Source organism: Sphingomonas arantia, from assembly GCF_042682045.1.
In the GTDB taxonomy this organism is placed as follows: domain Bacteria; phylum Pseudomonadota; class Alphaproteobacteria; order Sphingomonadales; family Sphingomonadaceae; genus Sphingomonas_R; species Sphingomonas_R arantia.
Genome location: NZ_JBHUGS010000003.1, coordinates 414,324 through 436,810 on the forward strand (window position 1 = coordinate 414,324; position 22,487 = coordinate 436,810).

Annotated in this window: 27 protein-coding genes; 14 read left to right on the forward strand and 13 right to left on the reverse strand. The window is 68.6% G+C overall.

The features are described from left to right. Positions 1-69 precede the first annotated feature (69 nt). Complete coding sequence (locus ACFSGX_RS13355; protein ID WP_380930612.1) at positions 70-834, forward strand: sulfite exporter TauE/SafE family protein; 765 nt, start codon at positions 70-72, stop codon at positions 832-834. 247 nt (positions 835-1,081) lie between these two features. On the opposite strand, the gene ACFSGX_RS13360 is transcribed toward ACFSGX_RS13355, so the two are convergent. Continuing rightward, on the reverse strand, positions 1,082-2,173 hold the full coding sequence (locus tag ACFSGX_RS13360) for a mannose-1-phosphate guanylyltransferase/mannose-6-phosphate isomerase (protein ID WP_380930792.1): 1,092 nt from the start codon (positions 2,171-2,173) through the stop codon (positions 1,082-1,084). Positions 2,174-2,412: 239 nt separating this feature from the next. Here ACFSGX_RS13360 and ACFSGX_RS13365 point away from each other — a divergent pair, with 239 nt between their 5' ends. Genes ACFSGX_RS13365 through ACFSGX_RS13380 form a run of 4 tightly spaced genes read left to right on the forward strand, consistent with a single transcriptional unit; the run spans position 2,413 to position 5,533 of the window. Further along, on the forward strand, positions 2,413-2,748 hold the full coding sequence (locus tag ACFSGX_RS13365; RefSeq protein WP_157176296.1) for an ArsR/SmtB family transcription factor: 336 nt from the start codon (positions 2,413-2,415) through the stop codon (positions 2,746-2,748). Next, on the forward strand, positions 2,745-3,746 hold the full coding sequence (locus ACFSGX_RS13370; RefSeq protein ID WP_380930613.1) for an LLM class flavin-dependent oxidoreductase: 1,002 nt from the start codon (positions 2,745-2,747) through the stop codon (positions 3,744-3,746). Before ACFSGX_RS13365 ends, ACFSGX_RS13370 begins: the two co-directional genes overlap by 4 nt. 1 nt (position 3,747) lies before the next feature. After that, on the forward strand, positions 3,748-4,401 hold the full coding sequence (locus tag ACFSGX_RS13375; protein WP_380930614.1) for a sulfite oxidase-like oxidoreductase: 654 nt from the start codon (positions 3,748-3,750) through the stop codon (positions 4,399-4,401). Positions 4,402-4,429: 28 nt separating this feature from the next. After that, on the forward strand, positions 4,430-5,533 hold the full coding sequence (locus ACFSGX_RS13380; RefSeq protein ID WP_380930616.1) for an NADH:flavin oxidoreductase/NADH oxidase: 1,104 nt from the start codon (positions 4,430-4,432) through the stop codon (positions 5,531-5,533). Between the two features lie 106 nt (positions 5,534-5,639). Here the strand turns inward: ACFSGX_RS13380 and ACFSGX_RS13385 are convergent, their stop codons facing one another. The 3 genes from ACFSGX_RS13385 to ACFSGX_RS13395 form a co-directional block, all read right to left on the reverse strand. Next, positions 5,640-7,478, reverse strand: a complete 1,839-nt coding sequence (locus ACFSGX_RS13385; protein ID WP_380930618.1) for a M2 family metallopeptidase — start codon at positions 7,476-7,478, stop codon at positions 5,640-5,642. Positions 7,479-7,636: 158 nt separating this feature from the next. Continuing rightward, entirely contained in the window at positions 7,637-7,978 is a 342-nt protein-coding gene (locus ACFSGX_RS13390; protein ID WP_380930794.1) for a helix-turn-helix domain-containing protein, read from the reverse strand. Beyond that, positions 7,978-8,391, reverse strand: a complete 414-nt coding sequence (locus ACFSGX_RS13395) for a ribose-phosphate pyrophosphokinase (RefSeq protein ID WP_380930619.1) — start codon at positions 8,389-8,391, stop codon at positions 7,978-7,980. The genes ACFSGX_RS13390 and ACFSGX_RS13395 overlap by 1 nt, the downstream gene beginning before the upstream one ends. Between ACFSGX_RS13395 and ACFSGX_RS13400 the strand changes: the two genes are divergently transcribed. Next, on the forward strand, positions 8,390-9,151 hold the full coding sequence (locus ACFSGX_RS13400) for a DUF72 domain-containing protein (RefSeq protein ID WP_380930621.1): 762 nt from the start codon (positions 8,390-8,392) through the stop codon (positions 9,149-9,151). The two genes, ACFSGX_RS13395 and ACFSGX_RS13400, sit on opposite strands and share 2 nt — an antisense overlap. A gap of 297 nt (positions 9,152-9,448) precedes the next feature. On the opposite strand, the gene ACFSGX_RS13405 is transcribed toward ACFSGX_RS13400, so the two are convergent. From ACFSGX_RS13405 to ACFSGX_RS13430, 6 genes are all read right to left on the reverse strand, one after another. Then, entirely contained in the window at positions 9,449-9,691 is a 243-nt protein-coding gene (locus ACFSGX_RS13405; protein WP_380930796.1) for an alkylphosphonate utilization protein, read from the reverse strand. A gap of 38 nt (positions 9,692-9,729) precedes the next feature. Beyond that, positions 9,730-10,146 (reverse strand): DUF1810 domain-containing protein, encoded by a 417-nt coding sequence (locus ACFSGX_RS13410; protein WP_380930622.1) that lies wholly within the window; start codon positions 10,144-10,146, stop codon positions 9,730-9,732. Next, a complete protein-coding gene (locus tag ACFSGX_RS13415) occupies positions 10,143-10,427 on the reverse strand; it encodes a DUF427 domain-containing protein (RefSeq protein WP_184075275.1) in 285 nt (94 codons plus the stop codon). Before ACFSGX_RS13415 ends, ACFSGX_RS13410 begins: the two co-directional genes overlap by 4 nt. Before the next feature lie 43 nt (positions 10,428-10,470). Next, on the reverse strand, positions 10,471-10,791 hold the full coding sequence (locus ACFSGX_RS13420) for an Mpo1-like protein (protein ID WP_380930625.1): 321 nt from the start codon (positions 10,789-10,791) through the stop codon (positions 10,471-10,473). Positions 10,792-10,839: 48 nt separating this feature from the next. Continuing rightward, positions 10,840-11,559 carry a Crp/Fnr family transcriptional regulator gene (locus ACFSGX_RS13425; RefSeq protein WP_380930627.1) on the reverse strand — a complete coding sequence of 240 codons (720 nt, stop codon included), beginning with the start codon at positions 11,557-11,559 and terminating at the stop codon, positions 10,840-10,842. Positions 11,560-11,651: 92 nt separating this feature from the next. Continuing rightward, positions 11,652-13,160 (reverse strand): M23 family metallopeptidase, encoded by a 1,509-nt coding sequence (locus ACFSGX_RS13430; RefSeq protein WP_380930629.1) that lies wholly within the window; start codon positions 13,158-13,160, stop codon positions 11,652-11,654. A 193-nt stretch (positions 13,161-13,353) separates the two neighbouring features. Here ACFSGX_RS13430 and ACFSGX_RS13435 point away from each other — a divergent pair, with 193 nt between their 5' ends. From ACFSGX_RS13435 to ACFSGX_RS13450, 4 genes are all read left to right on the forward strand, one after another. Further along, positions 13,354-15,888 carry a helicase-related protein gene (locus tag ACFSGX_RS13435; RefSeq protein WP_380930631.1) on the forward strand — a complete coding sequence of 845 codons (2,535 nt, stop codon included), beginning with the start codon at positions 13,354-13,356 and terminating at the stop codon, positions 15,886-15,888. A gap of 5 nt (positions 15,889-15,893) precedes the next feature. Then, positions 15,894-16,280 (forward strand): RNA-binding S4 domain-containing protein, encoded by a 387-nt coding sequence (locus ACFSGX_RS13440; RefSeq protein WP_380930633.1) that lies wholly within the window; start codon positions 15,894-15,896, stop codon positions 16,278-16,280. Between the two features lie 53 nt (positions 16,281-16,333). Further along, entirely contained in the window at positions 16,334-16,672 is a 339-nt protein-coding gene (gene fdxA, locus ACFSGX_RS13445; RefSeq protein WP_157176283.1) for a ferredoxin FdxA, read from the forward strand. Positions 16,673-16,881: 209 nt separating this feature from the next. After that, the gene (locus tag ACFSGX_RS13450; RefSeq protein WP_157176282.1) at positions 16,882-17,400 is read left to right on the forward strand and encodes a CarD family transcriptional regulator; all 519 of its coding nucleotides are present in this window, start codon (positions 16,882-16,884) and stop codon (positions 17,398-17,400) included. 86 nt (positions 17,401-17,486) lie between these two features. Here ACFSGX_RS13450 and ACFSGX_RS13455 read toward each other — a convergent pair whose 3' ends face one another. Further along, complete coding sequence (locus ACFSGX_RS13455; RefSeq protein ID WP_380930635.1) at positions 17,487-17,666, reverse strand: hypothetical protein; 180 nt, start codon at positions 17,664-17,666, stop codon at positions 17,487-17,489. A gap of 306 nt (positions 17,667-17,972) precedes the next feature. Here ACFSGX_RS13455 and ACFSGX_RS13460 point away from each other — a divergent pair, with 306 nt between their 5' ends. The 3 genes from ACFSGX_RS13460 to ACFSGX_RS13470 all read left to right on the forward strand — a co-directional run bounded on the left by ACFSGX_RS13460 (position 17,973) and on the right by ACFSGX_RS13470 (position 19,943). Next, complete coding sequence (locus tag ACFSGX_RS13460; RefSeq protein ID WP_380930637.1) at positions 17,973-18,437, forward strand: hypothetical protein; 465 nt, start codon at positions 17,973-17,975, stop codon at positions 18,435-18,437. A gap of 112 nt (positions 18,438-18,549) precedes the next feature. Continuing rightward, entirely contained in the window at positions 18,550-19,254 is a 705-nt protein-coding gene (locus ACFSGX_RS13465; protein WP_380930639.1) for a head GIN domain-containing protein, read from the forward strand. Further along, on the forward strand, positions 19,239-19,943 hold the full coding sequence (locus tag ACFSGX_RS13470; protein ID WP_380930640.1) for a GIN domain-containing protein: 705 nt from the start codon (positions 19,239-19,241) through the stop codon (positions 19,941-19,943). Before ACFSGX_RS13465 ends, ACFSGX_RS13470 begins: the two co-directional genes overlap by 16 nt. Before the next feature lie 4 nt (positions 19,944-19,947). Here the strand turns inward: ACFSGX_RS13470 and ACFSGX_RS13475 are convergent, their stop codons facing one another. Both ACFSGX_RS13475 and mgtE read right to left on the reverse strand, forming a co-directional pair. Beyond that, the gene (locus ACFSGX_RS13475; RefSeq protein WP_157176278.1) at positions 19,948-20,352 is read right to left on the reverse strand and encodes a DUF1489 family protein; all 405 of its coding nucleotides are present in this window, start codon (positions 20,350-20,352) and stop codon (positions 19,948-19,950) included. Between the two features lie 42 nt (positions 20,353-20,394). Beyond that, complete coding sequence (gene mgtE, locus ACFSGX_RS13480; RefSeq protein ID WP_380930641.1) at positions 20,395-21,795, reverse strand: magnesium transporter; 1,401 nt, start codon at positions 21,793-21,795, stop codon at positions 20,395-20,397. 156 nt (positions 21,796-21,951) lie between these two features. Between mgtE and ACFSGX_RS13485 the strand changes: the two genes are divergently transcribed. Next, positions 21,952-22,410, forward strand: a complete 459-nt coding sequence (locus ACFSGX_RS13485) for a peptidylprolyl isomerase (RefSeq protein ID WP_380930643.1) — start codon at positions 21,952-21,954, stop codon at positions 22,408-22,410. The last annotated feature ends 77 nt before the right edge of the window (positions 22,411-22,487 follow it).

Consider the following 22,487-nt stretch of genomic DNA (forward strand, 5'->3'; position numbering starts at 1 on the left):
CACGGGTCGCCAGACCCGGTCCGCGCCGCTATGCGCCACGCCCATGATGTGGCCGATGGATAATACCCTATGACGATGGACCTGGCCGGCACGATCGCGCTCGCCATTGGCGCGGGCGTGCTCGGCGGCGCGATGAATGCGCTGGCCGGCGGGGGCAGCTTTGCCACGCTCCCCGCGCTGATCGCGATCGGCCTGCCCGCCAACGTCGCCAACGCCACCTCCAACGTGGCGCTGCTGCCGGGGGCAGGCATGAGCGCCTGGGCATTCCGTGACGAACTGCAACCGATCGGCGGCGTCCGGATTCGTACGCTGGCCGGGATCACCTTCGTTGGCGGGCTGATCGGCGCGATCCTGCTCGCGGTCACGCCGTCGCGCGCGTTCGATCTCATCATCCCCTGGCTGCTGCTGTTCGCCGCGGTCATCCTCGCCTGGGGCCCGCGCGCCGCGCTCTGGCTGAAGTCGCGCGTCACCATCGCCCCGCCCGTGCTGATGGTCGCGCAGGCCTTGCTCGGCATCTACGGCGGCTATTTCGGGGGCGGCGTCGGCCTGATGACCACCGCGATCTACGGCCTGCTCGCCAACATCAGCCCACGCGCACTGTTCGCCCCGCGCACCCTCATGCTCGCCATCGCGAACTTCGCCGCGACGATCGTGTTCGTCGCCAGCGGCCTCGTGAACTGGCAGTCCTGCATCCCGATGCTCGCCGGCGGCATCCTCGGCGGCTGGCTCGGCGCCCGCCTCGGCAAACGCCTGCCGCCGAAGCCAGTGCGCATCTGGACGCTGTTCGTGACGATCGTGACCACGGCGGTCTTCTTCAACCGCGCTTACGGCTAAGTCGCGAGGCGCGCCTCACCCTCAACCCCGTTTGGTTCGAGCCTGTCGAGAACGCCGCGCTGAGTTCTCGACAGGCTCGAACCAAACGGGAGGGTTATAAACCCCCGCTTATCCCGAGCGAAGTCGAGGGACCCTTCGAGCGCAGTCGAGAAGCCCACATCGCCCCTCGGCTACGCTCGGGGACGGTCCCTCGACTGCGCTCGGGATGGACGGACGAATGAGGCGGGGTTCAACCCCAACCCCCAACTTACTCCCCAAACGGCCGATCCAGCGTGATATGCCCACGCTCCTTCAGCACCGCGATCGCGCGCTTCACTTCCTGGCTCTCGCCGCGCGGCATGATCAGGATCGCGTCGCCCGTCGCCACCACGATCAGGTCGGACACACCCACCATCGCCACCAGCGGCCCGTCCGTGCGGATCAGGCAGCGCTGCGTATCGATCGCCACCACGTCGCCGTGCTGCGCATTGCCCGCGATGTCGCGGTCCGCCAACTGGTGGATCGCGTCCCAGCTGCCGACATCGGACCAGCCCATCGCCACCGGCACCACTACCACGCGGTCCGCCTTCTCCATCACCGCATAATCGACCGAGTCGGACGGCGAGCTGGCGAACGCCACCGGATCGGGGAACAGCCGGTCGTCCTCGCGCGCCGCACCCGCCACCGCGGCCCGCGCCGCCTCGGCCATCTCCGGCGCATGCGTGTCGAGCGCCGCCATGTAGGTATCGGCGCGGAACAGGAAGATGCCGCCGTTCCAGTAATGCCCGCCCGCATCGAGATAACCCTGCGCCGTCGCCCGGTCCGGCTTCTCCACGAACCGCGCGACGCTGAACACGCCGTCGGCCAGCGTGTCGCCCGCCTGGATATAGCCATAGCCCGTGTCCGGCACGTCGGGTTCGATCCCGAACGTGGCCATCGCGCCGTCGCTGACCAGCGGCAGCGCGCGGTCGATCGCGGCACGGAACGCGTCCGGGTCGGCGATCACATGGTCCGACGGCATCACCAGCAGCACCGCGTCCGGGTCCGCCGCGACGGCCGCCAGGGCGATCGCCGGCGCGGTGTTGCGCGCCATCGGCTCCAGGATCAGCAACGCGCCTTCGACACCGGCAGTCGCCAGCTGGTCGGCGATCACATCGGCATGCGCGGCATTGGCGACAACGATCGGCGCCCCGAACCGCGCATCCTGCGGCGTCCGCCGGGCGGTCAGCTGCAACATCGTGTCGGCATGGGTCAGCGCGAGCAGCTGTTTCGGCCGACCGGTGCGCGACAGCGGCCACAACCGCGTGCCAGATCCGCCGGACAGGATGACGGGGACGATCTTGGTGGACGGCATGCGCATACTTCCCCAGCAGGAACGACACGCCACCACGACGCGTCCCAGCCCGGGCGTCCGCCATAGTGCCGTAACGGACAGGATCGGATCGCGCAGGCGCGTCCGCTCGATACCGGAGCGCCCCGCACGCGACAAGCCGGCTTGGAATACCATGCGCCGCGCCCCTGCACCGGTAGATCGCGCCCCGTCCACCCCGCATATTGCAATGATCTTGAAATATCGCACTAAGCGACCATCTCTAACCCATGGCCCGGCCGTTCCACCATCCCGCCGAAGCGGACATGACGCTCGACGGCGTCCTGCACGCCCTGTCGGACGGCACGCGCCGGTCGATCGTGGCGAAACTGATCGCGACGGGCGGCCTCAACTGCGGGCAATCCTGCGGCGATCTGCCCGCATCGACCATCTCGCACCACCACCGCATCCTGCGCGACTGCGGGCTGATCCGTTCCGAAAAACGCGGCGTATCGGTGTTCAACAGCGTGCGCACCGACGAACTCGATCGCCGCTTCCCCGGCCTCGTCGCCAACATCCTCGCCGCATCCACCCCGGCCGCCGCATCCAGGAGTCCCCACTCATGACCGCGCTTTCCATCCTCGATCTCGTCCGCGTCACCGAAACCACCGATGCGAAGGGCGCGATCGACAATGCGCGCGACCTCGCGGTCCATGCCGAGCGCTGGGGTTATGAACGCTTCTGGGCGGCCGAACATCACAACATGGTCGGCATCGCCAGCGCCGCGACCTCGATCGTGCTCGCCCATGTCGCGGCCGGCACGAAGCGGATCCGCGTGGGGTCCGGCGGCGTCATGCTGCCCAACCATGCGCCGATCGTGATCGCCGAACAGTTCGGCACGCTCGCCACGCTGTTCCCCGGCCGCATCGACCTCGGCGTCGGCCGCGCGCCCGGCACTGACCAGCATACCGCCCGCGCACTTCGCCGTTCGCTGGAGGGTGGCGACGATTTCCCGCAGGACGTGTTGGAACTCCAGGCCTATTTCCGCGCCGCCCGCCCGAACCAGGCGGTGCAGGCGGTTCCGGCCGCCGGCACCAACGTGCCGATCTGGATCCTCGGCTCCAGCACCTACGGCGCACAGCTCGCGGCGGAACTGGGGCTCCCCTACGCGTTCGCGTCGCACTTCGCGCCCGGCATGCTGATGTCCGCGCTCGGCATCTACCGCAGCCGGTTCAAGCCATCCGAGCAGCTCGCCCGCCCGCACGCTGCGGTCGGCGTCAACATCATCGCGGCCGATACCGATGCTGAGGCGCGCCGCCTCGCCACCACGCAGCAAATGAGCTTCGTCGGCATGTTCCGCGGCACCCGCGGGCTCAGCCAGCCGCCGATCGACGATATCGACAGCTTCTGGTCGCCGGTCGAAAAGGCGCAGGCCATGTCGATGCTGTCCCGCTCGATCGTCGGGTCGCGCGAAACGGTCCGCGCCGGCATCGCCGCGCTCGTCGCCGAAACACAGGCGGACGAACTGATGATCGTGTCGGACATCTACGACCACGCCGCCCGCCTGCGCTCCTACGAACTGATCGCGGAGGCCGCCGCCGACCGCCGCGACCTGGCCGCCTGACATGACCGAGACGCCCCCGCCGTCCAAACTCACCGCCACCAAGCGCGACTGGGCGGCGGAGGGGCGTTTCCTTAAAGACGCACCCGCCGATCCGGCCACGCGCCTCCCGCCCGGCCAGCATCTCGTCAAGAACTGGCCGGTGCTCGATCTCGGCCAGCAACCCGACATCGCGCCGGAGCGCTGGCGGCTCCAGATCGGCGGCCTCGTCGACCGCCCGGGCGTCTGGGACTGGGACGTGTTCCAGCGCCAGCCGCGCTCGCGGATCGTGTCCGACATTCACTGCGTCACGACCTGGTCGCGCTACGACAATCGCTGGGACGGCGTCGCCACGCGCGACCTGGTCGCCTTCGCGGAGCCCCGGCCGGAAGCGCGCTTCGTCGCGTTCGAATCCTATGACGGCTACACCACCAACCTGCCGATCGCCGACTTCGCGTCGGAACATGCGCTGCTCGCCGATCGCTGGGAAGGCGAGCCGCTGACCCGCGACCATGGTGGCCCGGTCCGGCTGGTCGTGCCGCATCTCTATTTCTGGAAGAGCCCGAAATGGCTCAAGCGGATCGACTTCCTCGCCGACGACCGCCCCGGCTTCTGGGAGGTGAACGGCTACCACGCCCGCGGCGATCCCTGGACGCAGCAACGCTACACCAGCGACTGACACCCCAAAAACGCTTGGAGTTTCCATCATGACCGGCCCCGCTCTCTTCCAGCCGATCACCGTCGGCGGCCTGACGCTTGCCAACCGCATCGTCATCGCCCCGATGTGCCAATATTCCGCGGTAGACGGCTGCATGACCGACTGGCACGCCCAGCATCTCGGCCAGCTCGCGCAATCCGGCGCGGGCCTGCTGACGATCGAGGCCGCCGCGGTCGTGCCCGAGGGTCGCATCACTTACGGCGACGTCGGGCTCTACGACGACGCGACCGAGGCGGCGATGGCCCGCACGCTGGAGTCCATCCGCCGCTGGTCGCCGATGCCGGTCGCGATCCAGCTGTCCCATGCCGGGCGCAAGGCATCGACCGAGCTGCCCTGGCATGGTGGCAAGCAGATCGCCCCCGATACCACCAACGGGTGGCAGACCGTCGCCCCGTCCGCGCATCCGTTCGATGCGAAAGAGAATGCGCCCCACGCGCTGTCGATCGACGAATTGACCGCGATCCGCGACGCCTTCGCCGCCGCCGCGGTCCGCGCCGCACGCCTCGGGATCGACGCGATCCAGCTCCACGGCGCGCACGGCTACCTGCTCCACCAGTTCCTGTCGCCGCTGTCGAACCACCGCGATGACGCCTATGGCGGCTCGCTCGAAAACCGGATGCGCTTCCCGCTCGAGGTCTTCGACGCGGTCCGCACTGCCTTCCCCGCCGACCGGCCGGTGACGATGCGGATGTCCGGCACCGACTGGGTCGCCGGCGGCTGGGACGTCGTGCAGAGCGTGCAGTTCTCGCAGGCCCTCGAAGCGCGCGGTTGCGCCGCCGTCCACGTCTCCAGCGGCGGCCTCGATCCGCGCCAGGAAATCCCCGCCGGCCCGAGCTACCAGGTCCCGCTCGCCCGTGCCGTGAAGCAGGCCGTCGGCATCCCGGTCGTCGCAGTCGGACTCATTACCGAACCCGAACAGGCCGAAGCGATCGTCTCGACCGGCGACGCCGACATGATCGCTCTGGCCCGCACCATCCTCTACGACCCCCGCTGGCCCTGGCACGCCGCCGCCCAGCTCGGCGCCACCGTCCATGCCGCGGACCAATATCTCCGCTGCCAGCCCCGCCGCTTCAAGACGCTGTTCGACGACTGAGGCAAGCCGTTCTCCGGCGCAGCCCCCGAAGTGCCCCGGCGCAGGCCGGGGCCTAGACGCCACCGTTTAACCTAGGCCCCGGCCTCCGCCGGGGCACTTCGCGCAATCACCAACCGCTAGGCTTGCCCTTGTTCTGCTGGTCCAGCCAAGCCTTCAGCGGCGCGAAATACTCGACCAGCGCCTTGCCCGACATCTGCCGCGTCCCCGTGAACGCCTGCAACGCGTCCGGCCACGGCTTCGACGCACCCATCGTCAGCATGGTGTTCAGCCGCGCGCCGACCTGCTTGTTGTCGTAGAAGGAACAGCGGTGCAGCGGCCCCTTCCACCCGGCCTGGTCGCACGCTGCCTTGTAGAACTGGAACTGCAGAATGCGCGCCAGGAAGTAGCGCGCATAGGGCGTGCTCGCCGGGATATGGTATTTCGCACCCGGGTCGAACCGCGTCTCGTCGCGCGCGACCGGCGGCTTGATCCCCTGATATTGCAGGCGCAGGTCATCCCAGCCCTTCTGGTACCCGCTCGTCGGGATCGCGCCGGAAAACACGCCCCACCGCCACTTGTCCATCATCAGCCCGAACGGCAGGAACGCGACCTTGTCCATCGCCTGGCGCAGCAGCAGGCCGATATCCTTGTCCGCCCCCGGCACCTTCGCCGGATCGAGCAGCCCGATCTTCACCAGATAGTCGGGCGTGATCGACAGTGCGACGAAATCGCCGATCGCCTCGTGGAACCCGTCGTTGGCGCCACCCTGATACAGCAAAGGCTGCTTGTTATAGGCGCGCTGGTAGTAGTTATGCCCCAGCTCGTGATGGATCGTGGTGAAGTCGTCCGCATTCACCTTCGTGCACATCTTGATGCGGATGTCGTCCTTGTTGTCCAGGTCCCACGCCGACGCATGGCAGATCACCTCGCGATCGGCCGGCTTCACGATCTGCGACCGTTCCCAGAACGTCTTGGGCAACGGCGCGAACCCCAGCGAGGAATAGAAGCCCTCGCCCGTCTTCACCATCCTGATCGGATCATACTGCTTGGCCTTCAGCAAGTCGCCGACGTCATAACCCAGGTCGCCCGCCCCGGCCGGCGCCACGACGTCATAGATCCCGCCCCATTCCTGCGCCCACATATTGCCGAGCAGGTCCGCGCGGATCGGCCCCGTCTTGGCCTGCACCGCATCGCCATATTTCGCGTTCAGCTTGGCGCGCACATAGGTGTGCAGCGACAAATACAACGGCTCGACTTCCTTCCACAGCTGGTCGGTCAGCTTCGCGAAATCGTCGGCCGGCATGTCGTAGCCCGACCGCCACATCGCGCCGGTGTCCTTGAACCCCAGCTCGCGCGATCCCTCGTTGGCGATCGCCGCCATCTTGGCATAATCGCCGCGCATCGGGGCGCCGACATTGTCGTGCCAGCTGACCCACATCTCCTTCAGCTCGGCCGGATCGCGGCTCGTCCCCATCGCGGCCTCGATGTCCGATCCGTTGATCGGCTTGCCGTCCTTCAGCCCACGGCCCTTGCCGTAGCTCGACGACATCTTGGTCGACAGGTCGGACAGCGTCTGCGCCGCTCCCGGCGTCGTCGGCGCGGGCAGGGTCAGGCCGTTCTTCAGGATATCAAGCTTGCGCCGCGTGTCGGGCGAAATCCCCTTCACCCCGTCGAACTTCGCCGCACCCAGCGCGAACCGCACCGCCATCTCGGTCCCGACCGCACCGGACTTGGCCGCCAGCGCATCGGTATCGTCGGTGATGTAGGTCGCATTCACCCACGCGATCCGCGACGCGTCGAGCGAGTATTCCTGCGACTCCTTCTGCACCTGCTCGACGAACGCATCGGCCCCCGCCGGTGTCGCGGCCGGCGCGGCTGCGACCGGCGCGGCGGCCTGCGCCAGGACGGGCGTCACGGCGGTTGCGGACAGGAGAAGGGCGAACGCGGAAAGTCCGTTGCGGATCATGCGGATGAGAGACCTAACTGGATCGGAAAACGCCAGACTGCACGGCCGAAGCGCATCCGGTCAAGCACCGTCCCAAACCAATGTCCGTCCATGCCGAGCGCAGTCGAGGCACCCTCCCCCGAGCGCAGTCGAGGGGCGCGCCACAGGGGCAACGCAAACTAGGAAACCTCCAAAGCCCCCACCGCAACCCCCAACGCCCCCGCCAGCTTCGCGCGCGTCGCCGGCGTCCCATGTCCCGCCCCCATCTCAATCCGGCTGATCCACACCCGGCTCACCCCCGCCCGCGCCGCCAGCGCATGCTGGCTCAGCCCCCGATGCCGCCGCCACGCCGCCAGCGGATGCGCACCCCCCGCGATCGCCGCCGCCACATCCGCCGGCGGCAACGCCTGCAGGGCTTGCGCCGCCAGCTCCCGCAACCGGTCGTAGATGTCCGCCGGCACCATCACCATCTCACGCCCATCCCGCCCGCGGAACCGCATCAGCGGATCGTCGCCCAGCATCACGCAGCGCTCCACCAGTCGAACGCCGCTCGCTGCTCCGCCGCAACCAGCGCGCGCGCCTCCGCCCCCGTCCAGTCGCCGACATGGCCCAGCATCATCGCGCGCCCGCCGGTCCACCAGCCCTGCCCCGGCAACCCGTCGCTCGCCCGCACCACCAGCACCGCGAGCCCGGGCTCGCCCGCCGCGCGCCCGTCTTCGTCGATCCGGTCCATCGTCCGGCACAGCGCGCGCATCCGCGGCCGCGTGAACCGCAGGGCCAGCGCCGCCAGCATCTCGGAATAGGTCAGCGCCGTCCCCGCGCGCGCCGCCTCGACCAGCACGGCACGGACCCGCTCGACATCGCCGATCCGGTTTGCGACATCCGTCCCGTCCACCGCGTCCAACATGCCACCCCCACCAGGAACCCGCATCATGTCCAAATCCCGACCTGGCACCATCCGCGTCGGCATCGGCGGCTGGACCTACGCGCCGTGGCGCGGCACCTTCTTCCCCGACAAGCTCCCCCATACGCGCGAACTGGAACATGCCGCCACCCGGCTGACCGCGCTGGAGATCAACGCGACCTATTATGGCCGCCAGAAACCCGAAACCTTCGCCAAATGGGCCGCCGCCGTGCCCGACGGGTTCCGTTTCGCGGTGAAGGCCTCACGCTACAGCACCGCGCGCAAGAAACTCGCCGACGGCGCGGAGTCGGTCGCGATGTTCCTCGACCAGGGGCTCGACCACCTCGGCGACCGGCTCGGGCCGATCCTCTGGCAGCTTCCCGCGACAAAGGCCTACGATCACGAAGACCTCGCCCGCTTCCTCGCCATGCTCCCGCGTGAGATCGCCGACCGCCCCGCCCACCATGTGATCGAGGCCCGCCACCCGAGCTTCGCCGACGCCGGCTTCGTCGACCTCATGCGCGACCACAATATCGCCATCGCCCATGTCGACCGCGACGACGCACCCCCGATCGACGCGGTCACCGCCGACTTCAGCTACGCCCGCCTCGAACGCGCCACGACCGCCGAACCGACCGGCTACCCGCAGGCAGACCTCGACAGCTGGGCCACCCGCGCGGCGGAAACGGCAGAGGCCGGCCACGACGCCTACGTCTTCTTCATCGCGGGCGACAAGGTCCGCAACCCGCAAGCCGCCGAAGCGCTCATCGCCCGCCTCGCCGCGTCCTGATCCGGACCGCAATCCTCCCGAGTTCAAGCAGGGCAACACTCAGCTAACCCACGCCCCAACCCGTTTGGTTCGAGCCTGTCGAGAACTCCGCGCAGAGTTCTCGACAGGCTCGAACCAAACGGAACAGTAGGTGCAACCCTACAAAAGCCGTCCATCCCGAGCGCAGTCGAGGGACCCGTCGAGCGCAGCCGAGACGCCAACAGCACCTCCTTGACTACGCTCAGGGGAGCGTGCCTCGACTGCGCTGGGCAGGGACGATCTTTAAAGTAAAACGAGGTCCACCACGCGGCCCCCGGATCACCGCTTCTTCACGAACTCACACCGCAGCACCAAACCCTTGATCCCGTCGGTCCGGCAATCGAACTCGTCCGGTCCGGTCAGGCGGATATTCTTCACCACCGTCCCGCGTTTCAGCGTCTGCCCCGCGCCCTTCACCTTCAGGTCCTTGATCAGGACCACGCTGTCGCCATCGGCCAGTGCAGTCCCGTTGCTGTCCACCGCTTCGAAATCGGAACCCTCAACCGCCACGGCATCCGCCATCGGCCGGTCATTCTCCCAGTCCCACTCCACATCCTGCGTCACGCCTGCACTCCCCGTCCGATCAGCCGCAGAGTCGCCTCGTCCGCACTGCCGAACAGCCGCGCCAGCGCCGGCGCGAACGGCTCGTCCGCCCCACCCGCTTCCGCGAACAGAGTCAACGACGAGCGCAGCTTCATCGCATCGACCGACCCGAACATCGCGTCCGGCGACCCGTCCGAGATCGCCTCGACGCACTCGCGCAACCGCGCGCCCAGCACCGGATGCGCGAGATACGCCCGCGCCTCCGCAATCGACGCGATCGCATAGGCCCGTGCCGTCGCGCTCCGCCCCAGCCCGTCGATCTGCGGAAACACGAACCACATCCAGTGGGTCGTCTTGTCGCCCGCGCGGATCTCGCGCAGCGCGCGGTCGTACACGTCGGCCTGCGCGTCGACGAACCGCTCCAGCCCCGTCACGACGTGACCTTAACCCCGCGCCAGAACGCGATCCGGTCGCGGATCTCCGCCGCCGCCTCCTTGGGCTCCGGATAATACCATGCCGCATCGGGGTTCGCCGCACCGTTCACCACCACCGAATGATAATGCGCCGTGCCCTTCCACGGGCACACGCTCGTCGTGTTGCTCGGCGCCAGGATGCCCGGCACCACCGCGTCACGCGGGAAATAGGCGTTGCCCTCGACCGTCACGATATCGTCCGATCGCGCGATCACCTGTCCGTTCCAGCTTGCTTCGGCCATGTTCTGTCTCCTCGAAACGGCCAACGCACCGCCGCGGCGATCGCTACCGCGGCACGCCCGCCCGGTCCAGTTCCGCGCCCAGCCGCCCGGTCAGCCACAGCCCCCACATCCGGAAATCCGCCGCCAGCGACCATAAGGGATGCTTGAACGTCGCCGGCCGGTTCCGCTCGACCAGATAATGCGCACCCCACGCAAAGCCGTACCCCGCGACCGGCACCAGCCACCACAGCCACGACACGCCGGACAGTAAAGCCGCCAGCGCCAGCGCCACGACCAAAGTCGTCCCCGCATAATGCAAAGCCCGCGTCTGCGGCCGGGCATGCTCGCGCAGATAATAAGGCCAGAACGCTGCAAAACTCTCCATCACCCGCTCCCGATCGCGGCCCGGTCTCCGGGTCCGCCTGGGATCAGGTTAGCGCGGCTGCTTCTGCAGGTACAGATAGCCGGGATCGAACTCCGCCAGCCGCGCCAGCCCGGCATTGTCGGTGATGATCACCTCGCCCCCGCGAAACTCCAGCAGCCCGCGGTCGCGCAGTTCGCGCAGCATCCGGTTGACATGCACCGGGGTCAGCCCGGTCGCATCCGCGATGTCGATCTGCGTCAGCGGCAGGGCATAGCGCTCCTCCGACGCCAGCCCGACGACCTCCAGCCGCGCGCGCAATTCGCAGAACAGGTGCGCGATCCGCCCGACCGCGGACCGCCGCCCGATCGACAATATCCACTGCCGGTGGATCGCCGCGTCCAGCAACGTCGAAAACCACAGCATCCGGGTCAGATGCGGCCAGCGTTCGCTGATCGTGCGCAACCGTTCGTGCGGGAACACCGCGATGCGCACCGGCGTCAGCGCGGCGAGGTTATGTTCCAGATGCTTCAGCAGGAAGCTATGCAGATCGGCGAAATCGCCCGGCACGTGCAGCGCCACGATCTGCCGCCGCCCGTCGCGCAGGTCCTTGTAGCGGCACAGATAGCCTTCCAGCAGCAGGTGACTGTTATGCTGCTCGGTCCGTTCGCGCACCACGATTTCGTGCGGACGATATTCGCGCACCTCGCCGACCGCCTCGACCAGTGCCCGCCGCTCGAAATCGGCCAGCGTGTCGCGCCGTTCCAGCTTGCGGATCAACGTCTCGATCAATGCCCGCCCCCAGAACTACCCACGCCGCAACCGGCCCGGCGCCTTGGCGCCACACCATTTCCGTTCCCCTATTGTCCTACATGTAAGCGGGGTCAAGCACCCGGCCGCAGATCGCCCGCCGCGGTGCGCACCGGCCCCGCCTCGCCGACCGCCATCAGCCCGGCCAGCACGCTGCGAAACCGCGCCAGTTCGGCGCCCGCCAGTTGCGACGTCGTGACGAAACTGACCGTCGCCGGGTTGATCGCCGCCCCGCCGCGATACACCTCGTAATGCAGATGCGGCCCGGTCGACAGGCCGGTCGACCCGACATAGCCGATCAGCTGCCCCTGCGCGACGTTCGCCCCGGCCGGCACCACGATCCGCGACATATGGCCGTACCCGGTGCCGAGACCCCCGCCATGCTGGATCGACACATATTTGCCGTGCCCGCCGTGCCAGCCCGCGAACCGCACGACCCCATCCGCCGCCGCCACGATCGGCGACCCATAGGGCGCCGCGAAATCCATCCCCTTGTGCAGGCGGGAGAACCCCAGCACCGGGTGCCGCCGCCAACCGAACCCGGACGAGATCCGCCCGATCACCGGCTGGCGCATCAGCCCACGCCGTTCGCCTACGCCCGACGCAGCATACCATTGCCGCCGCCCGTCGATCGTCCATTCCAGCAGTTGCACGCGCCCGCGCGCCTGATCCAGCCCGGCATAGAGCAGCTTGCCCAGCTGCACCTCGCCCGTCGCCGCGCGCGTGCGCTCCACGATGATGTCGAACCGGTCGTTCGGATGCACGTCGCGCCCGATCGACAGGCGCGATCCCAGCGCGCGCAGATACGCCTCGACCGCCTTGGCCGGCGCCCCCGCCGCGCGTGCCGCCATGTAGAGCCCGGACCCGACCCGCCCGCGGATGCGCAGCGGCGTCGCGTCGATCGCGATCGGCGTCCGCACCAGCCGCAACCGCCCGTCCACCCGCGTCACGCCCAGCTTCAGGTCGATCCGCGCGCGGAACGCCAGCGCCTCCAGCGGCCGCGCCTGTCCGCGGTCGGCCCGCTGGCCCAGCGTCACGTCCAGCCTCGTGCCCGGCGCGATCTCGGCCAGCGGCACCGCCTGCGCCACCATCGCCGCGACCGCTTCCGCCTCGCCCGCCGCCACGCCCGACCGCTCCAGCACGCGCACGAACCCGTCGCCGCGGCCCAACGTCGCGGTCAGGTCGATCGTCGGCCGCTCCGGCGTGTCGAGCAACGGCCGCACCGCCGCCGTCGCCGCCAGCCGCCGCCCGGTGTCCGCGCCCAGCGCCAGTGGTGCCACGCCGATCGCACGCACCTCCTGCCACTCGGCCGTGCTCATCGCCGCGGGTGCCGCCGGCGTCAGGAGGGGCAGGTGCGGCCAGAAAGCGATCGCCGACGCGCACAATGCCGTGCACGTCGCAAGCCCGCGCCACCACTCGCGACTGCCAATCCGCGCGCCCAGGTCGACGACCAGCTCCAGCCGCGCAACCTTCTCCTCGACACGCCGCCCGAACTCGGCGGCCCTTGGCGGCACGGCACCGCGCGGACGAAGCACCGCCGTGCCGCCCCCGCTGTCCTGTTCGCTGTCGCTCGTCCGATACAAAAATAGGTTTCCCGTGGTTCGACGCCCGTCTCTGGACCCGTACGGTTAAAGTCAATTTAACGGGCCCGCGCCACCGCCCCATGCGCGACGGATCGGGGCAAATCCGACACGGGATGTGGACGCGCGCCGGCTCGCCCCGACATCGCGATCAGAACCGCTTGCGTTTCGACGCCCCCGCCCCGACATTCGGATCATGGCGTCGTCGGACAGTAAGCTTCTCGCCGTCCTGGGGCCGACCAACACCGGCAAGACGCATCTCGCGATCGAACGGATGTGCGCGCATAGCAGCGGCATGATCGGCTTCCCGCTCCGCCTGCTGGCGCGCGAGGTCTATGACCGCGTCGTGCGGATCAAGGGCGAACGCTCGGTCGCGCTCATCACCGGCGAGGAGAAGATCCTGCCGCCCGAGGCGCGCTGGTTCCTGACCACCGCCGAATCGATGCCGCTCGACCGCGATTTCGCCTTCGTCGGGCTGGACGAGGCGCAGCTCGGCGCGGACCCCAACCGCGGCCATGTCTTCACCGACCGTCTGCTCCGCGCACGCGGGCGCGAGGAGACGATGATCCTCGGCTCCGACGCGCTCCGCCCGATGCTGAAGGCGCTGACCCCCGACGCCGACATCATCTCGCGCCCGCGCTTCTCGACCTTGTCGTTTGCCGGCTCGACCAAGCTGTCGCGCCTGCCGCCGCGCTCCGCCATCGTCGCCTTCTCGGCGGAGGAGGTCTACGCCGTCGCCGAAATGCTGCGCCGGTTCCGCGGCGGTGCCGCCGTCGTGATGGGCGCGCTCAGCCCCCGCACCCGCAACGCGCAGGTCGCGATGTTCCAGGCGGGCGAGGTCGACTATCTCGTCGCCACCGACGCGATCGGCATGGGCCTCAACATGGACGTCACCCATGTCGCCTTCGCCTCGCTCCGCAAATATGACGGCAAGCGCCAGCGCCGGCTGACCGTGGCGGAGATGGCGCAGATCGCCGGCCGCGCGGGCCGCCACCAGCGCGACGGCACGTTCGGCACACTTAGCATGGAGGGGTCGCGCGGCGCCGCGTTCGAGGAGGAGGAGGTCCATGCGATCGAGGAGCATCGCTTCCCCCCGCTCGAACAGCTCTACTGGCGCGACGGGCAACCGCGCACCGACTCCGTCGACACGCTGATCGCGGATCTCGAGCGTAAGCCCGACCACCGCGTCCTGCGCAGCGCACCCGAGGCGATCGACCTCGCCGTCCTCAAACGGCTCGCCGAGGAACCCTGGGTGCGCGACCGCACGCGCGGCGACCGCATGGTCCGGCGGCTCTGGTCCGCGTGCGGACTGCCCGATTTCCGCAAGACCGGCGTCGATCCGCACAGCCGCCTCGTCGGCCGCGTCTACCGCCATCTGACCGAGGGCGAGGGCTATCTCCCCGCGCCGTGGTTCGCGGAGGAACTGGCGCGCCTCGACAATGTCCAGGGCGACGTCGAAACGATCGCGGACCGCATCGCCGGCGTCCGCACCTGGGCCTATATCGCGCATCGCCCCGACTGGCTGGCCGATCCCGCCAAGTGGGCGGAACGCACGCGCGAACTGGAAGAGCGGCTGTCCGACGCGCTCCACCAGCGCCTGACCCAGCGGTTCGTCGACCGCCGAACCGCGGTGCTGATGCGCGATCTCGGCGCACGCGGGATCGATGCGCTGCCCGTCGCGATCGACGATGCCGGCATCGTGTCGGTCGCGGACGAACCGATCGGCCGACTGGAGGGGTTCCGCTTCCACGTCGATCCCGATGCGAAGCTGCTCGACAAGAAACGCCTGCTCGCCGCCGCCGAACGCCGGCTGGGCGACACGCTCGGCGGTCGCGCCCGGTTGCTCGCCGCCGATCCGGACGACCAGTTCACGCTCGCCACCGATCCCGGCCGCCCGGTCGCGATCTTCTGGCGCGGCGATGTCGTCGCGCGGCTCGAACGCGGGCGCACCGTCCTGTCACCGCGGATCGTGCTCCACCGCGCGCTCGATCTGCTCCGCACGCCCGACCGCATCCTGGTCGAGGATCGGCTGATCGCCTGGCTCATGACCACGGTCGACCGCGTCCTGCGCCCGCTGTCCGCGATCGCCACCGCCGCCACCGATCCCGCCCGCCCCGCGCAACTCCGCGCGCTGCTCGCGCCGCTGGTCGACGCCGGCGGCACCATCGAGCGCGCCACGATCGCGCCCACCGTGGCGGCACTCGACCGCGACGGTCGCCGCGCCGCGCAGGCGCTCGGCGTCCGGATCGGCACGATGGACGTGTTCCACACCGGTCTGCTCAAACCCGAACCGATGCGCTGGCGGCTGGCACTCGCCGCGATCCGCAGCGGGGAAACCATGCCCGGCTGCCCGCCCGCCGGCTCCGTCACGGTGGCCCTGCCGGAGGCGGAGCCCGACCGCACCGCCTATCACCGCGCCGGCTACCGGCCGCTCGGCGGCCAGATGCTGCGCGTCGACATGATCGAACGGCTCGCCCGCATCGCCCATGACGGCCGCCCGGACGCCAAGGGTGGCCGCGCCGCGTTCGTCCCCGATCCCGCGCTCGCCACCTCGCTCGGCCTCGCCCCGGACGGGTTCGACCGGCTGATGCACATCCTGGGCTTCCGCGCAGCGGCCGAAGGCTGGGCCTGGCGTGGCCGGCGTGCGGACACCGCGCCCGCACCCGCGGCACCCCCGCGCCCCGGCAATATGTTCGGCGCGCTAGCGGCGTTGAAGGCCAACAATGTCTGACGCCCATGCCTGACGGCGGCCTGCGCCTCGACAAATATCTCTGCTATGTCCGCATGGCCAAGACCCGCTCGCTCGCCGCCGATCTCGCGGCGGAGGGGCATCTCCGCATCGACGGACGTACCGTCGCCCGCGCCCACGCCCCCGTCCGGATCGGCAACGTGCTCAGCTTCGCGCTCCACGGCCGCGTCCGCATCCTGCGGGTCGAGGCGATCCCCGTCCGGCGCGGTTCCCCGGCGGAGGCGCGGGCCTGCTACACCGATCTGTCGCCACCGCCGGTGGTCGCCGCGGGCAACCCCACCCCCGAAATCGCGCCCGTCGATGCACCGAAAACTGTGCCGGACATAATGTCCCCATATGCCAGCTTCCCCGCCGCAAAGCCCGCCATCGGTTGACGCGCCTGTCCGCGCCTCATAGCAGGGCGCGATCGTCCAACCGGGAATCGCCAATGACTTACGTCGTCACCGACGCGTGCATCCGCTGCAAGTACATGGACTGCGTCGAGGTGTGTCCCGTGGACTGCTTCTACGAAGGGGAGAACATGCTCGTCATCAACCCGTCCGAATGCATCGACTGCGGCGTGTGCGAACCGGAATGCCCGGCGGAGGCGATCCTGCCCGATACCGAGAACGGCCTCGAAAAATGGCTCGAACTTAACACGACCATGTCGGCGAACTGGCCCAACATCACGCGCAAGCGCGACGCGCCGGCCGATGCGGATTCGTTCAAAGACGTACCCGATAAGTATGACACGCTGTTCTCGGCCAACCCCGGCCAGGGCGACTGATCGGACCGTACGCGCGTCCGGCCGACCTATAAACGGCAGGATCGCTGGCTTTTCGCCGGAATTTCCGTTATGTACCTCGTTGACCGGCGGATGTTCCTCGTCCGCCGACCGAGGAAACAGTTAGACGTGCCTGCTGCCGCGCCCGCGCGTCCCGACCGGGATGGATCGCTGCCGCGACGGTTCGGGCGTCGGCATGGAAAGGCTTCTACATGGCTGCAAAGGCGCTGAGCTTCGACGTCGGCGATTACGTCGTATACCCCAAGCACGGGGTCGGTCGCGTGATCGAACTGCAAAGCCAGGAAATTGCCGGCACGAAGCTCGAACTCTACGTCCTGCGTTTCGAAAAAGAGCGCATGACGCTCCGCGTGCCCACCAACAAGGCCGAAAGCGTCGGCATGCGCAAGCTGTCGTCCAACGTCACGATGGACGAAGCACTCGCCACGCTGAAGGGCAAGCCCAAGGTCAAGCGCACCATGTGGTCGCGCCGCGCGCAGGAATATGAAGCCAAGATCAACTCGGGCGACCTCGTGTCGATCGCCGAAGTGGTCCGCGATCTGTTCCGCGCCGACGATCAGCCGGAACAGAGCTATTCCGAGCGCCAGATCTTCGAAGCCGCGACCAGCCGCCTCGCCCGCGAACTCGCCGCGATGGAACAGGTCGACGAGCCCAAGGCATCGGAAAAGATCCTCGACATCCTCCGCGCCGCCGCCGCGATCCACAACAAGTAAGGCTCCGGCCCCAAGCGACAAAACGCCCGCGCAGTCCCCTGCGCGGGCGTTTTGCTTTTCAGACCTCTGGCAGCAGCGAACTCGTCCTATTTTTCCTGCGACGGCGGTGGCTCTGCGACAAAGCTTACCTCTTTGAAACCTGCTCTCTGCAACGCGAAAATGGCGCCGCCCACACATCGATAAGGCGTCTCCGCCATATTCGAGTCGATGAACGCCCGCCGCCCTGGCTTCGCTTCCGGACGGGCAATCGCCAGCAGTTCGTCCATGCCAACCTCGCGCCCACCAACCTCGACGCTGCATGACGACGCCGGTCCTCGAACAACGACGTTGAACGGCGCCACCGTCGCGCGGCTTCCGCATCCCATGACAGGAATCATGAGAACCAAGGCCCTGCTTGGTCGTAACCGTCGCGTCATCCGTCCGTGATGGAGCGGCGGCCCCTGTTCTGCAACGCTGGCTTTTCTCTTAACTCGAACCGTCCACACTTTGGGCGAGTAAGGGATTGCTTCCAAACATTTGCGGACGACCCCGCTTCATGACAGCATCCCGCAAAGCCGACGATTGGAAGTCCTTTGCTCTCGATTCTCTTCATCCTCGCCGCCGCCACACAGCCGCCCTTGCCGTTGCAATGGGCTCAGTTCCGCCGTGCAGGTGCGCTTAGTCGCGTCAGCGAGACGGTCGACGTTGCGACAGGCGGCAAAAGGATCGGCGCAGACTTCCCGTATCAGCTTCGTTTTACGAAGGATGCGCTTGGCGAGAAGCCTCAGATCAAGTGGGCCGACAGCGCCACCTGTCCCGCGGTCCGTTCGGTGATCGCAAGCATGACGAGCATAAAGATGCCGTCTCCGGCGCCATATGGCGTACCAGGCGAGCAAATGATGATAACGGTCGACGGAACCGGCTATTCCCTCACGGCGCCGTCGTCGGACAACATGGGAGAGATAACGATCAGCTCCAACGTCGGGTCACCGCTCGCGGCGTGGATCGACGCTTCCTTCAAACAGCTGGCACCTTGCTGGAAAACATCGGCTCCCTGACCAAACGGTCCCGGCGGCCGACCCTCGCTTACCCAGAGTGCGTGTGTTTAATCTTGCCCTGTCCGATCACAGGTGTATTATATCAGCATAACACCTAGCGGAGTCTCCCGTCATGCGTCGCCTCGCCGCCCTGCTCCTGGTCCCCGTTCTGCTTGCCGCATCGCCATCCAGCGCGGCTGATGCTCTCGTCACGCGGCGCTTCCCGGCGAGCGGGTTCGCGCAGATCGACCTGCGCGGGTCGGACAATGTCATCGTCCGCGTCGGTCCGGCCTTCTCCGTCGTCGCGACCGGCCCGGCCGTCACGCTCAAGACGCTGACCGCGGAGGTCCGTGGCGGCACGCTGGTGCTGGACCATCACGGCAACAGCTGGAGCTGGCGCAAGACCCCGCCCACCACCATCACCGTCACCATGCCCGCGCTGGCCGGCGTCTCGCTGTCTGGCTCGGGTGACATGACGGTCGGTCCGTTCCGCGCGCCACGCTTCTCCGGCGCCCTCGCGGGCTCCGGCAACCTCCGGCTCGCGCGGATCGAGGCGGGCCAGGTCGCGCTGTCGATCGCCGGGTCGGGCGACCTGGTCGCCGCGGGCCAGGCGGGCGCCGCGAAGCTGTCGATCGCGGGGTCGGGCAATCTCGACGCCGGCGCGCTCGCCGTCCGCACGCTCGCCACCTCAACCGCCGGGTCGGGCGACATGATCGCGCGCGCCGCGGGCACCGCCAGCGTGTCGATGGCCGGGTCGGGCGGCGTCACCGTCCACGGCCCCGCACGCTGCACCGTCAGCAAGGCCGGATCGGGCGACGTGCGTTGCAACGCAGCCTGATCGCGCTCCTCGCGGCGGCCGCCGCGCTGCCCACCCCGGCGGCGGCCGCGACGCGCAGCTATTCGGTCACCAGCTTCGACCGCATCCGGGTCGAGGGGCCGTTCGCGGTCACGCTCATCACCAGCGCCGGCTCGTCCGCCCGCGCGGAGGGTCCCGACGCGCGCATGCTGGGCGGCGTCCGGCTCGACATGATGGGCCGCACGCTCGTCATCCGGCGCGACCGCGACGCGACGCAGGGCGGCAGTTTGCGCGGCATCCGCATCGCGCTCACCACGCCGGCGCTCCTCGGCGCGACGGTGCTCGGCGCGGGCAGCCTGACGGTCGCCACCGGCCGCGGCGCGCGGTTCGACGCCGGCGTTTCGGGCGCGGGCTCGCTCGGCGTCACCGGGCTCGACACCGACCTGCTCAACGTCACGATCACCGGCGCGGGCAGCACGAAACTCGCCGGCCGCACGCGGGCCCTGCGCGCGGTGGTGCAGGGCGCGGGCGTGATCGACGCGCCGGACCTGGCGACGCAGGACGCCACCATCGTCACCGCCGGCAGCGGCACGATCACCGTCGCCGCCACCCGCACCGCAAAGGTCAACGCCACCGGCGCCGGCGCGATCACCATCCTCGGCACCCCCGCCTGCACCGTCGCCAGCGAAGGCACCGTCGACATCACCTGCGACGGTCCCAACGCCCGCTAGGCCATCATAGCAAGGACAGCTCCGCCAGCTCCCGGATCAACGCCGCCGGCATCGCGGCACCCTCGTTCGAGCCCCCATCCAGATCGTCAGGCGCATCGTCCGCCGTCAGGTAACGCCACCCCTGATGCGCCCGCTTCGGCCGGGCCCGCACGGTCACCAGCACCGGGTCCAGCCGGATCAGGCAGCGCCCCTCCGGCGTCTCGTCGAACCCGATGATCCGCTGCCGCACGACCAGCTGGTGCTTGATGATCCAGAACAACGATCCGCCGATCAGCTCGCCATGCCGCGTCGGGCGGTACCGCGTCTGGATCGGCGCCTCGCCGTCCGCGGTCCGGTTGCGCGTCCGCTCGGCCAGCGCCTCGACATCCTCGCAACCGACCGCGACCTTGGTGATGTTCAGCGCATGCATCGACCCGAAATGGCGTCCGCCCGCGGCCGCTTCAACCCGCCTCTAGCTGCCCAGCCCCCACATCGCCGCCAGCCCCAGGAACGAGAGGAACCCCAGGCTGTCGGTACAGGTCGTCACGAACACCGACGACGACACCGCCGGATCGACGTTCATCTTGTCCAGCGTGATCGGCACCAGCACCCCCGCCAGCCCCGCGACGATATTGTTGATGAACAGCGCCAGCGCGAACACGATCGCCAGCCCCGGCACCCCCGACCACAGATAGCATCCGGCCCCGACCACAAGCCCCAGCGCGACGCCGTTGGCCGCCGCGATCCGCAGTTCGCGCATGATCATCCGCACCGAATTGGAACTGGTCAGCTGGTTCGTCGCCAGCGCGCGCACCACGACGGCCAGCGTCTGCGTCCCCGCATTGCCGCCCATCCCGCTGACGATCCCCATCAGCTGCGCCAGCACCGCGTACTTCGCGATCCGCTCGTCGAACAGCCCGACCACCGTCGCCGCCAGCATCGCGGTCGGCAGGTTGATCAGCAGCCAGGTCAGCCGGGTCCGCACGGTATAGCGGATCGGCTCGTTGATATCGCCTTCGCCCGCGCCCGACAGCCGCAGGATATCCTCGCCGGCCTCCTCCTGGATGATGTGCACGATGTCATCGACCGTGATCATCCCGACCAGCCGCCCGGCCGCATCGATGACCGCCGCGGAAATCAGCGCGTATTTCTGGAAGCGCAGCGCCACCTCTTCCTGGTCCATGTCGACCGGGATCAGCGTCTGTTCGCGCGCCATCACGTCGGCGATCGCCACCGACCGCGGCGTCCGCAGGATCCAGCTCAGCTTGCACGTCCCGATCGGCCGGTGGCTCGGATCGACGACGTAGATTTCCCAGAAATCGGTGGTCAGGTCCTCGTTGCGACGCAGATAATCCAGTACGTCGCCGACGCTCAGATGCTCCGGCACCGCGATCAGGTCGCGCTGCATCAGGCGGCCGGCGGACTCCTCCGGATATCCCAGCGCCTCCTCGATCGCGGCACGATCGTCGGGCGCCAGCGCGCGCAACACCTCGCGCTGGTCGTCGGCGTCCATGTCCTCAATGATCGCGACCGCGTCGTCGGTATCGAGCATGGTTGCGATGTCGGCGACCTCCTGGGGGCCCAGCGCCTCCATCAGCTCATCGCGGACCCAGTCGTTCATCTCGGCCAGCACGTCGCCGTCGATCATGCCGTGCAGCGCGGACGCGATCGCCTTGCGCCTGTCGCCGGGCGCCAGTTCGAACAGATCGGCGATGTCGGCGGGGTGCAACGGAGCGACCAGCGCACGCGCACCCTCCACGTCGCCGTCCGCCACGGCATCGACCACGGCACTGACGAAATCGGAATTCAGCCGGTTGTCTTCGTCGTGCGTCGGCTCGGCGATGGTCTTTTCCATATCCTGCTGCTCGGCCATGTTCGTTCCCGTCTCATCCGAACCCGCCCGGATGACGTCGCCCGCCGCCCTCGTACGCGCTCGCTCCGCCGATGTCAGCCTTGCGACGCGGGGTTCTTATCCGCGCCCAAGCTCCCTAGATAGGCGCGCACCAACCATGATCCGAAGGAACTGCCGATGGCCGACCAGAAAACCCTGACCCTGACGCTCGACAGCGGCGGCGACGTCGTGATCGCACTGCGCGACGATATCGCGCCGGGCCATGTCGCCCGCATCGCCGAACTGGCGAGCGAAGGCTTCTACGACGGCGTCGTGTTCCACCGCGTCATCCCCGGCTTCATGGCGCAGGGCGGCGACCCCACCGGCACCGGCATGGGCGGATCGAAGAAGCCCGACCTGAAGGCCGAATTCAACAGCGAACCGCATGTCCGCGGCACCTGCTCGATGGCCCGTTCGCAGAGCCCGAACTCGGCCAACAGCCAGTTCTTCATTTGCTTCGACGATTCGCGCTTCCTCGACAACCAGTACACCGCCTGGGGCAACGTCACGTCCGGCATGGAATTCGTCGACGCGCTGCCGAAGGGCGAACCGCCCCGCACCCCCGGCAAGATCATCAAGGCGACCGTCTCCGCCTGACCCGAACCGGCGCGGCATCTGACAAAAGGTGCCGCGCCCAACTCTAATCGCCAACAGTTCCCCGGCGAAGGCCGGGG

Excerpts from the sequence above, each read along its gene's own strand:
- ACFSGX_RS13355 (WP_380930612.1), top strand. The coding sequence starts at position 70 with ATGACGATGGACCTGGCCGGCACGATCGCGCTCGCCATTGGCGCGGGC.
- ACFSGX_RS13360 (WP_380930792.1), bottom strand. The coding sequence starts at position 2,173 with ATGCGCATGCCGTCCACCAAGATCGTCCCCGTCATCCTGTCCGGCGGA.
- ACFSGX_RS13365 (WP_157176296.1), top strand. The coding sequence starts at position 2,413 with ATGGCCCGGCCGTTCCACCATCCCGCCGAAGCGGACATGACGCTCGAC.
- ACFSGX_RS13370 (WP_380930613.1), top strand. The coding sequence starts at position 2,745 with ATGACCGCGCTTTCCATCCTCGATCTCGTCCGCGTCACCGAAACCACC.
- ACFSGX_RS13375 (WP_380930614.1), top strand. The coding sequence starts at position 3,748 with ATGACCGAGACGCCCCCGCCGTCCAAACTCACCGCCACCAAGCGCGAC.
- ACFSGX_RS13380 (WP_380930616.1), top strand. The coding sequence starts at position 4,430 with ATGACCGGCCCCGCTCTCTTCCAGCCGATCACCGTCGGCGGCCTGACG.
- ACFSGX_RS13385 (WP_380930618.1), bottom strand. The coding sequence starts at position 7,478 with ATGATCCGCAACGGACTTTCCGCGTTCGCCCTTCTCCTGTCCGCAACC.
- ACFSGX_RS13390 (WP_380930794.1), bottom strand. The coding sequence starts at position 7,978 with ATGCTGGGCGACGATCCGCTGATGCGGTTCCGCGGGCGGGATGGGCGT.
- ACFSGX_RS13400 (WP_380930621.1), top strand. The coding sequence starts at position 8,390 with ATGTCCAAATCCCGACCTGGCACCATCCGCGTCGGCATCGGCGGCTGG.
- ACFSGX_RS13395 (WP_380930619.1), bottom strand. The coding sequence starts at position 8,391 with ATGATGCGGGTTCCTGGTGGGGGTGGCATGTTGGACGCGGTGGACGGG.
- ACFSGX_RS13405 (WP_380930796.1), bottom strand. The coding sequence starts at position 9,691 with ATGGCGGATGCCGTGGCGGTTGAGGGTTCCGATTTCGAAGCGGTGGAC.
- ACFSGX_RS13415 (WP_184075275.1), bottom strand. The coding sequence starts at position 10,427 with ATGGCCGAAGCAAGCTGGAACGGACAGGTGATCGCGCGATCGGACGAT.
- ACFSGX_RS13420 (WP_380930625.1), bottom strand. The coding sequence starts at position 10,791 with ATGGAGAGTTTTGCAGCGTTCTGGCCTTATTATCTGCGCGAGCATGCC.
- ACFSGX_RS13435 (WP_380930631.1), top strand. The coding sequence starts at position 13,354 with ATGGCGTCGTCGGACAGTAAGCTTCTCGCCGTCCTGGGGCCGACCAAC.
- ACFSGX_RS13440 (WP_380930633.1), top strand. The coding sequence starts at position 15,894 with ATGCCTGACGGCGGCCTGCGCCTCGACAAATATCTCTGCTATGTCCGC.
- fdxA (WP_157176283.1), top strand. The coding sequence starts at position 16,334 with ATGACTTACGTCGTCACCGACGCGTGCATCCGCTGCAAGTACATGGAC.
- ACFSGX_RS13450 (WP_157176282.1), top strand. The coding sequence starts at position 16,882 with ATGGCTGCAAAGGCGCTGAGCTTCGACGTCGGCGATTACGTCGTATAC.
- ACFSGX_RS13455 (WP_380930635.1), bottom strand. The coding sequence starts at position 17,666 with ATGGACGAACTGCTGGCGATTGCCCGTCCGGAAGCGAAGCCAGGGCGG.
- ACFSGX_RS13465 (WP_380930639.1), top strand. The coding sequence starts at position 18,550 with ATGCGTCGCCTCGCCGCCCTGCTCCTGGTCCCCGTTCTGCTTGCCGCA.
- ACFSGX_RS13475 (WP_157176278.1), bottom strand. The coding sequence starts at position 20,352 with ATGCATGCGCTGAACATCACCAAGGTCGCGGTCGGTTGCGAGGATGTC.
- mgtE (WP_380930641.1), bottom strand. The coding sequence starts at position 21,795 with ATGGCCGAGCAGCAGGATATGGAAAAGACCATCGCCGAGCCGACGCAC.
- ACFSGX_RS13485 (WP_380930643.1), top strand. The coding sequence starts at position 21,952 with ATGGCCGACCAGAAAACCCTGACCCTGACGCTCGACAGCGGCGGCGAC.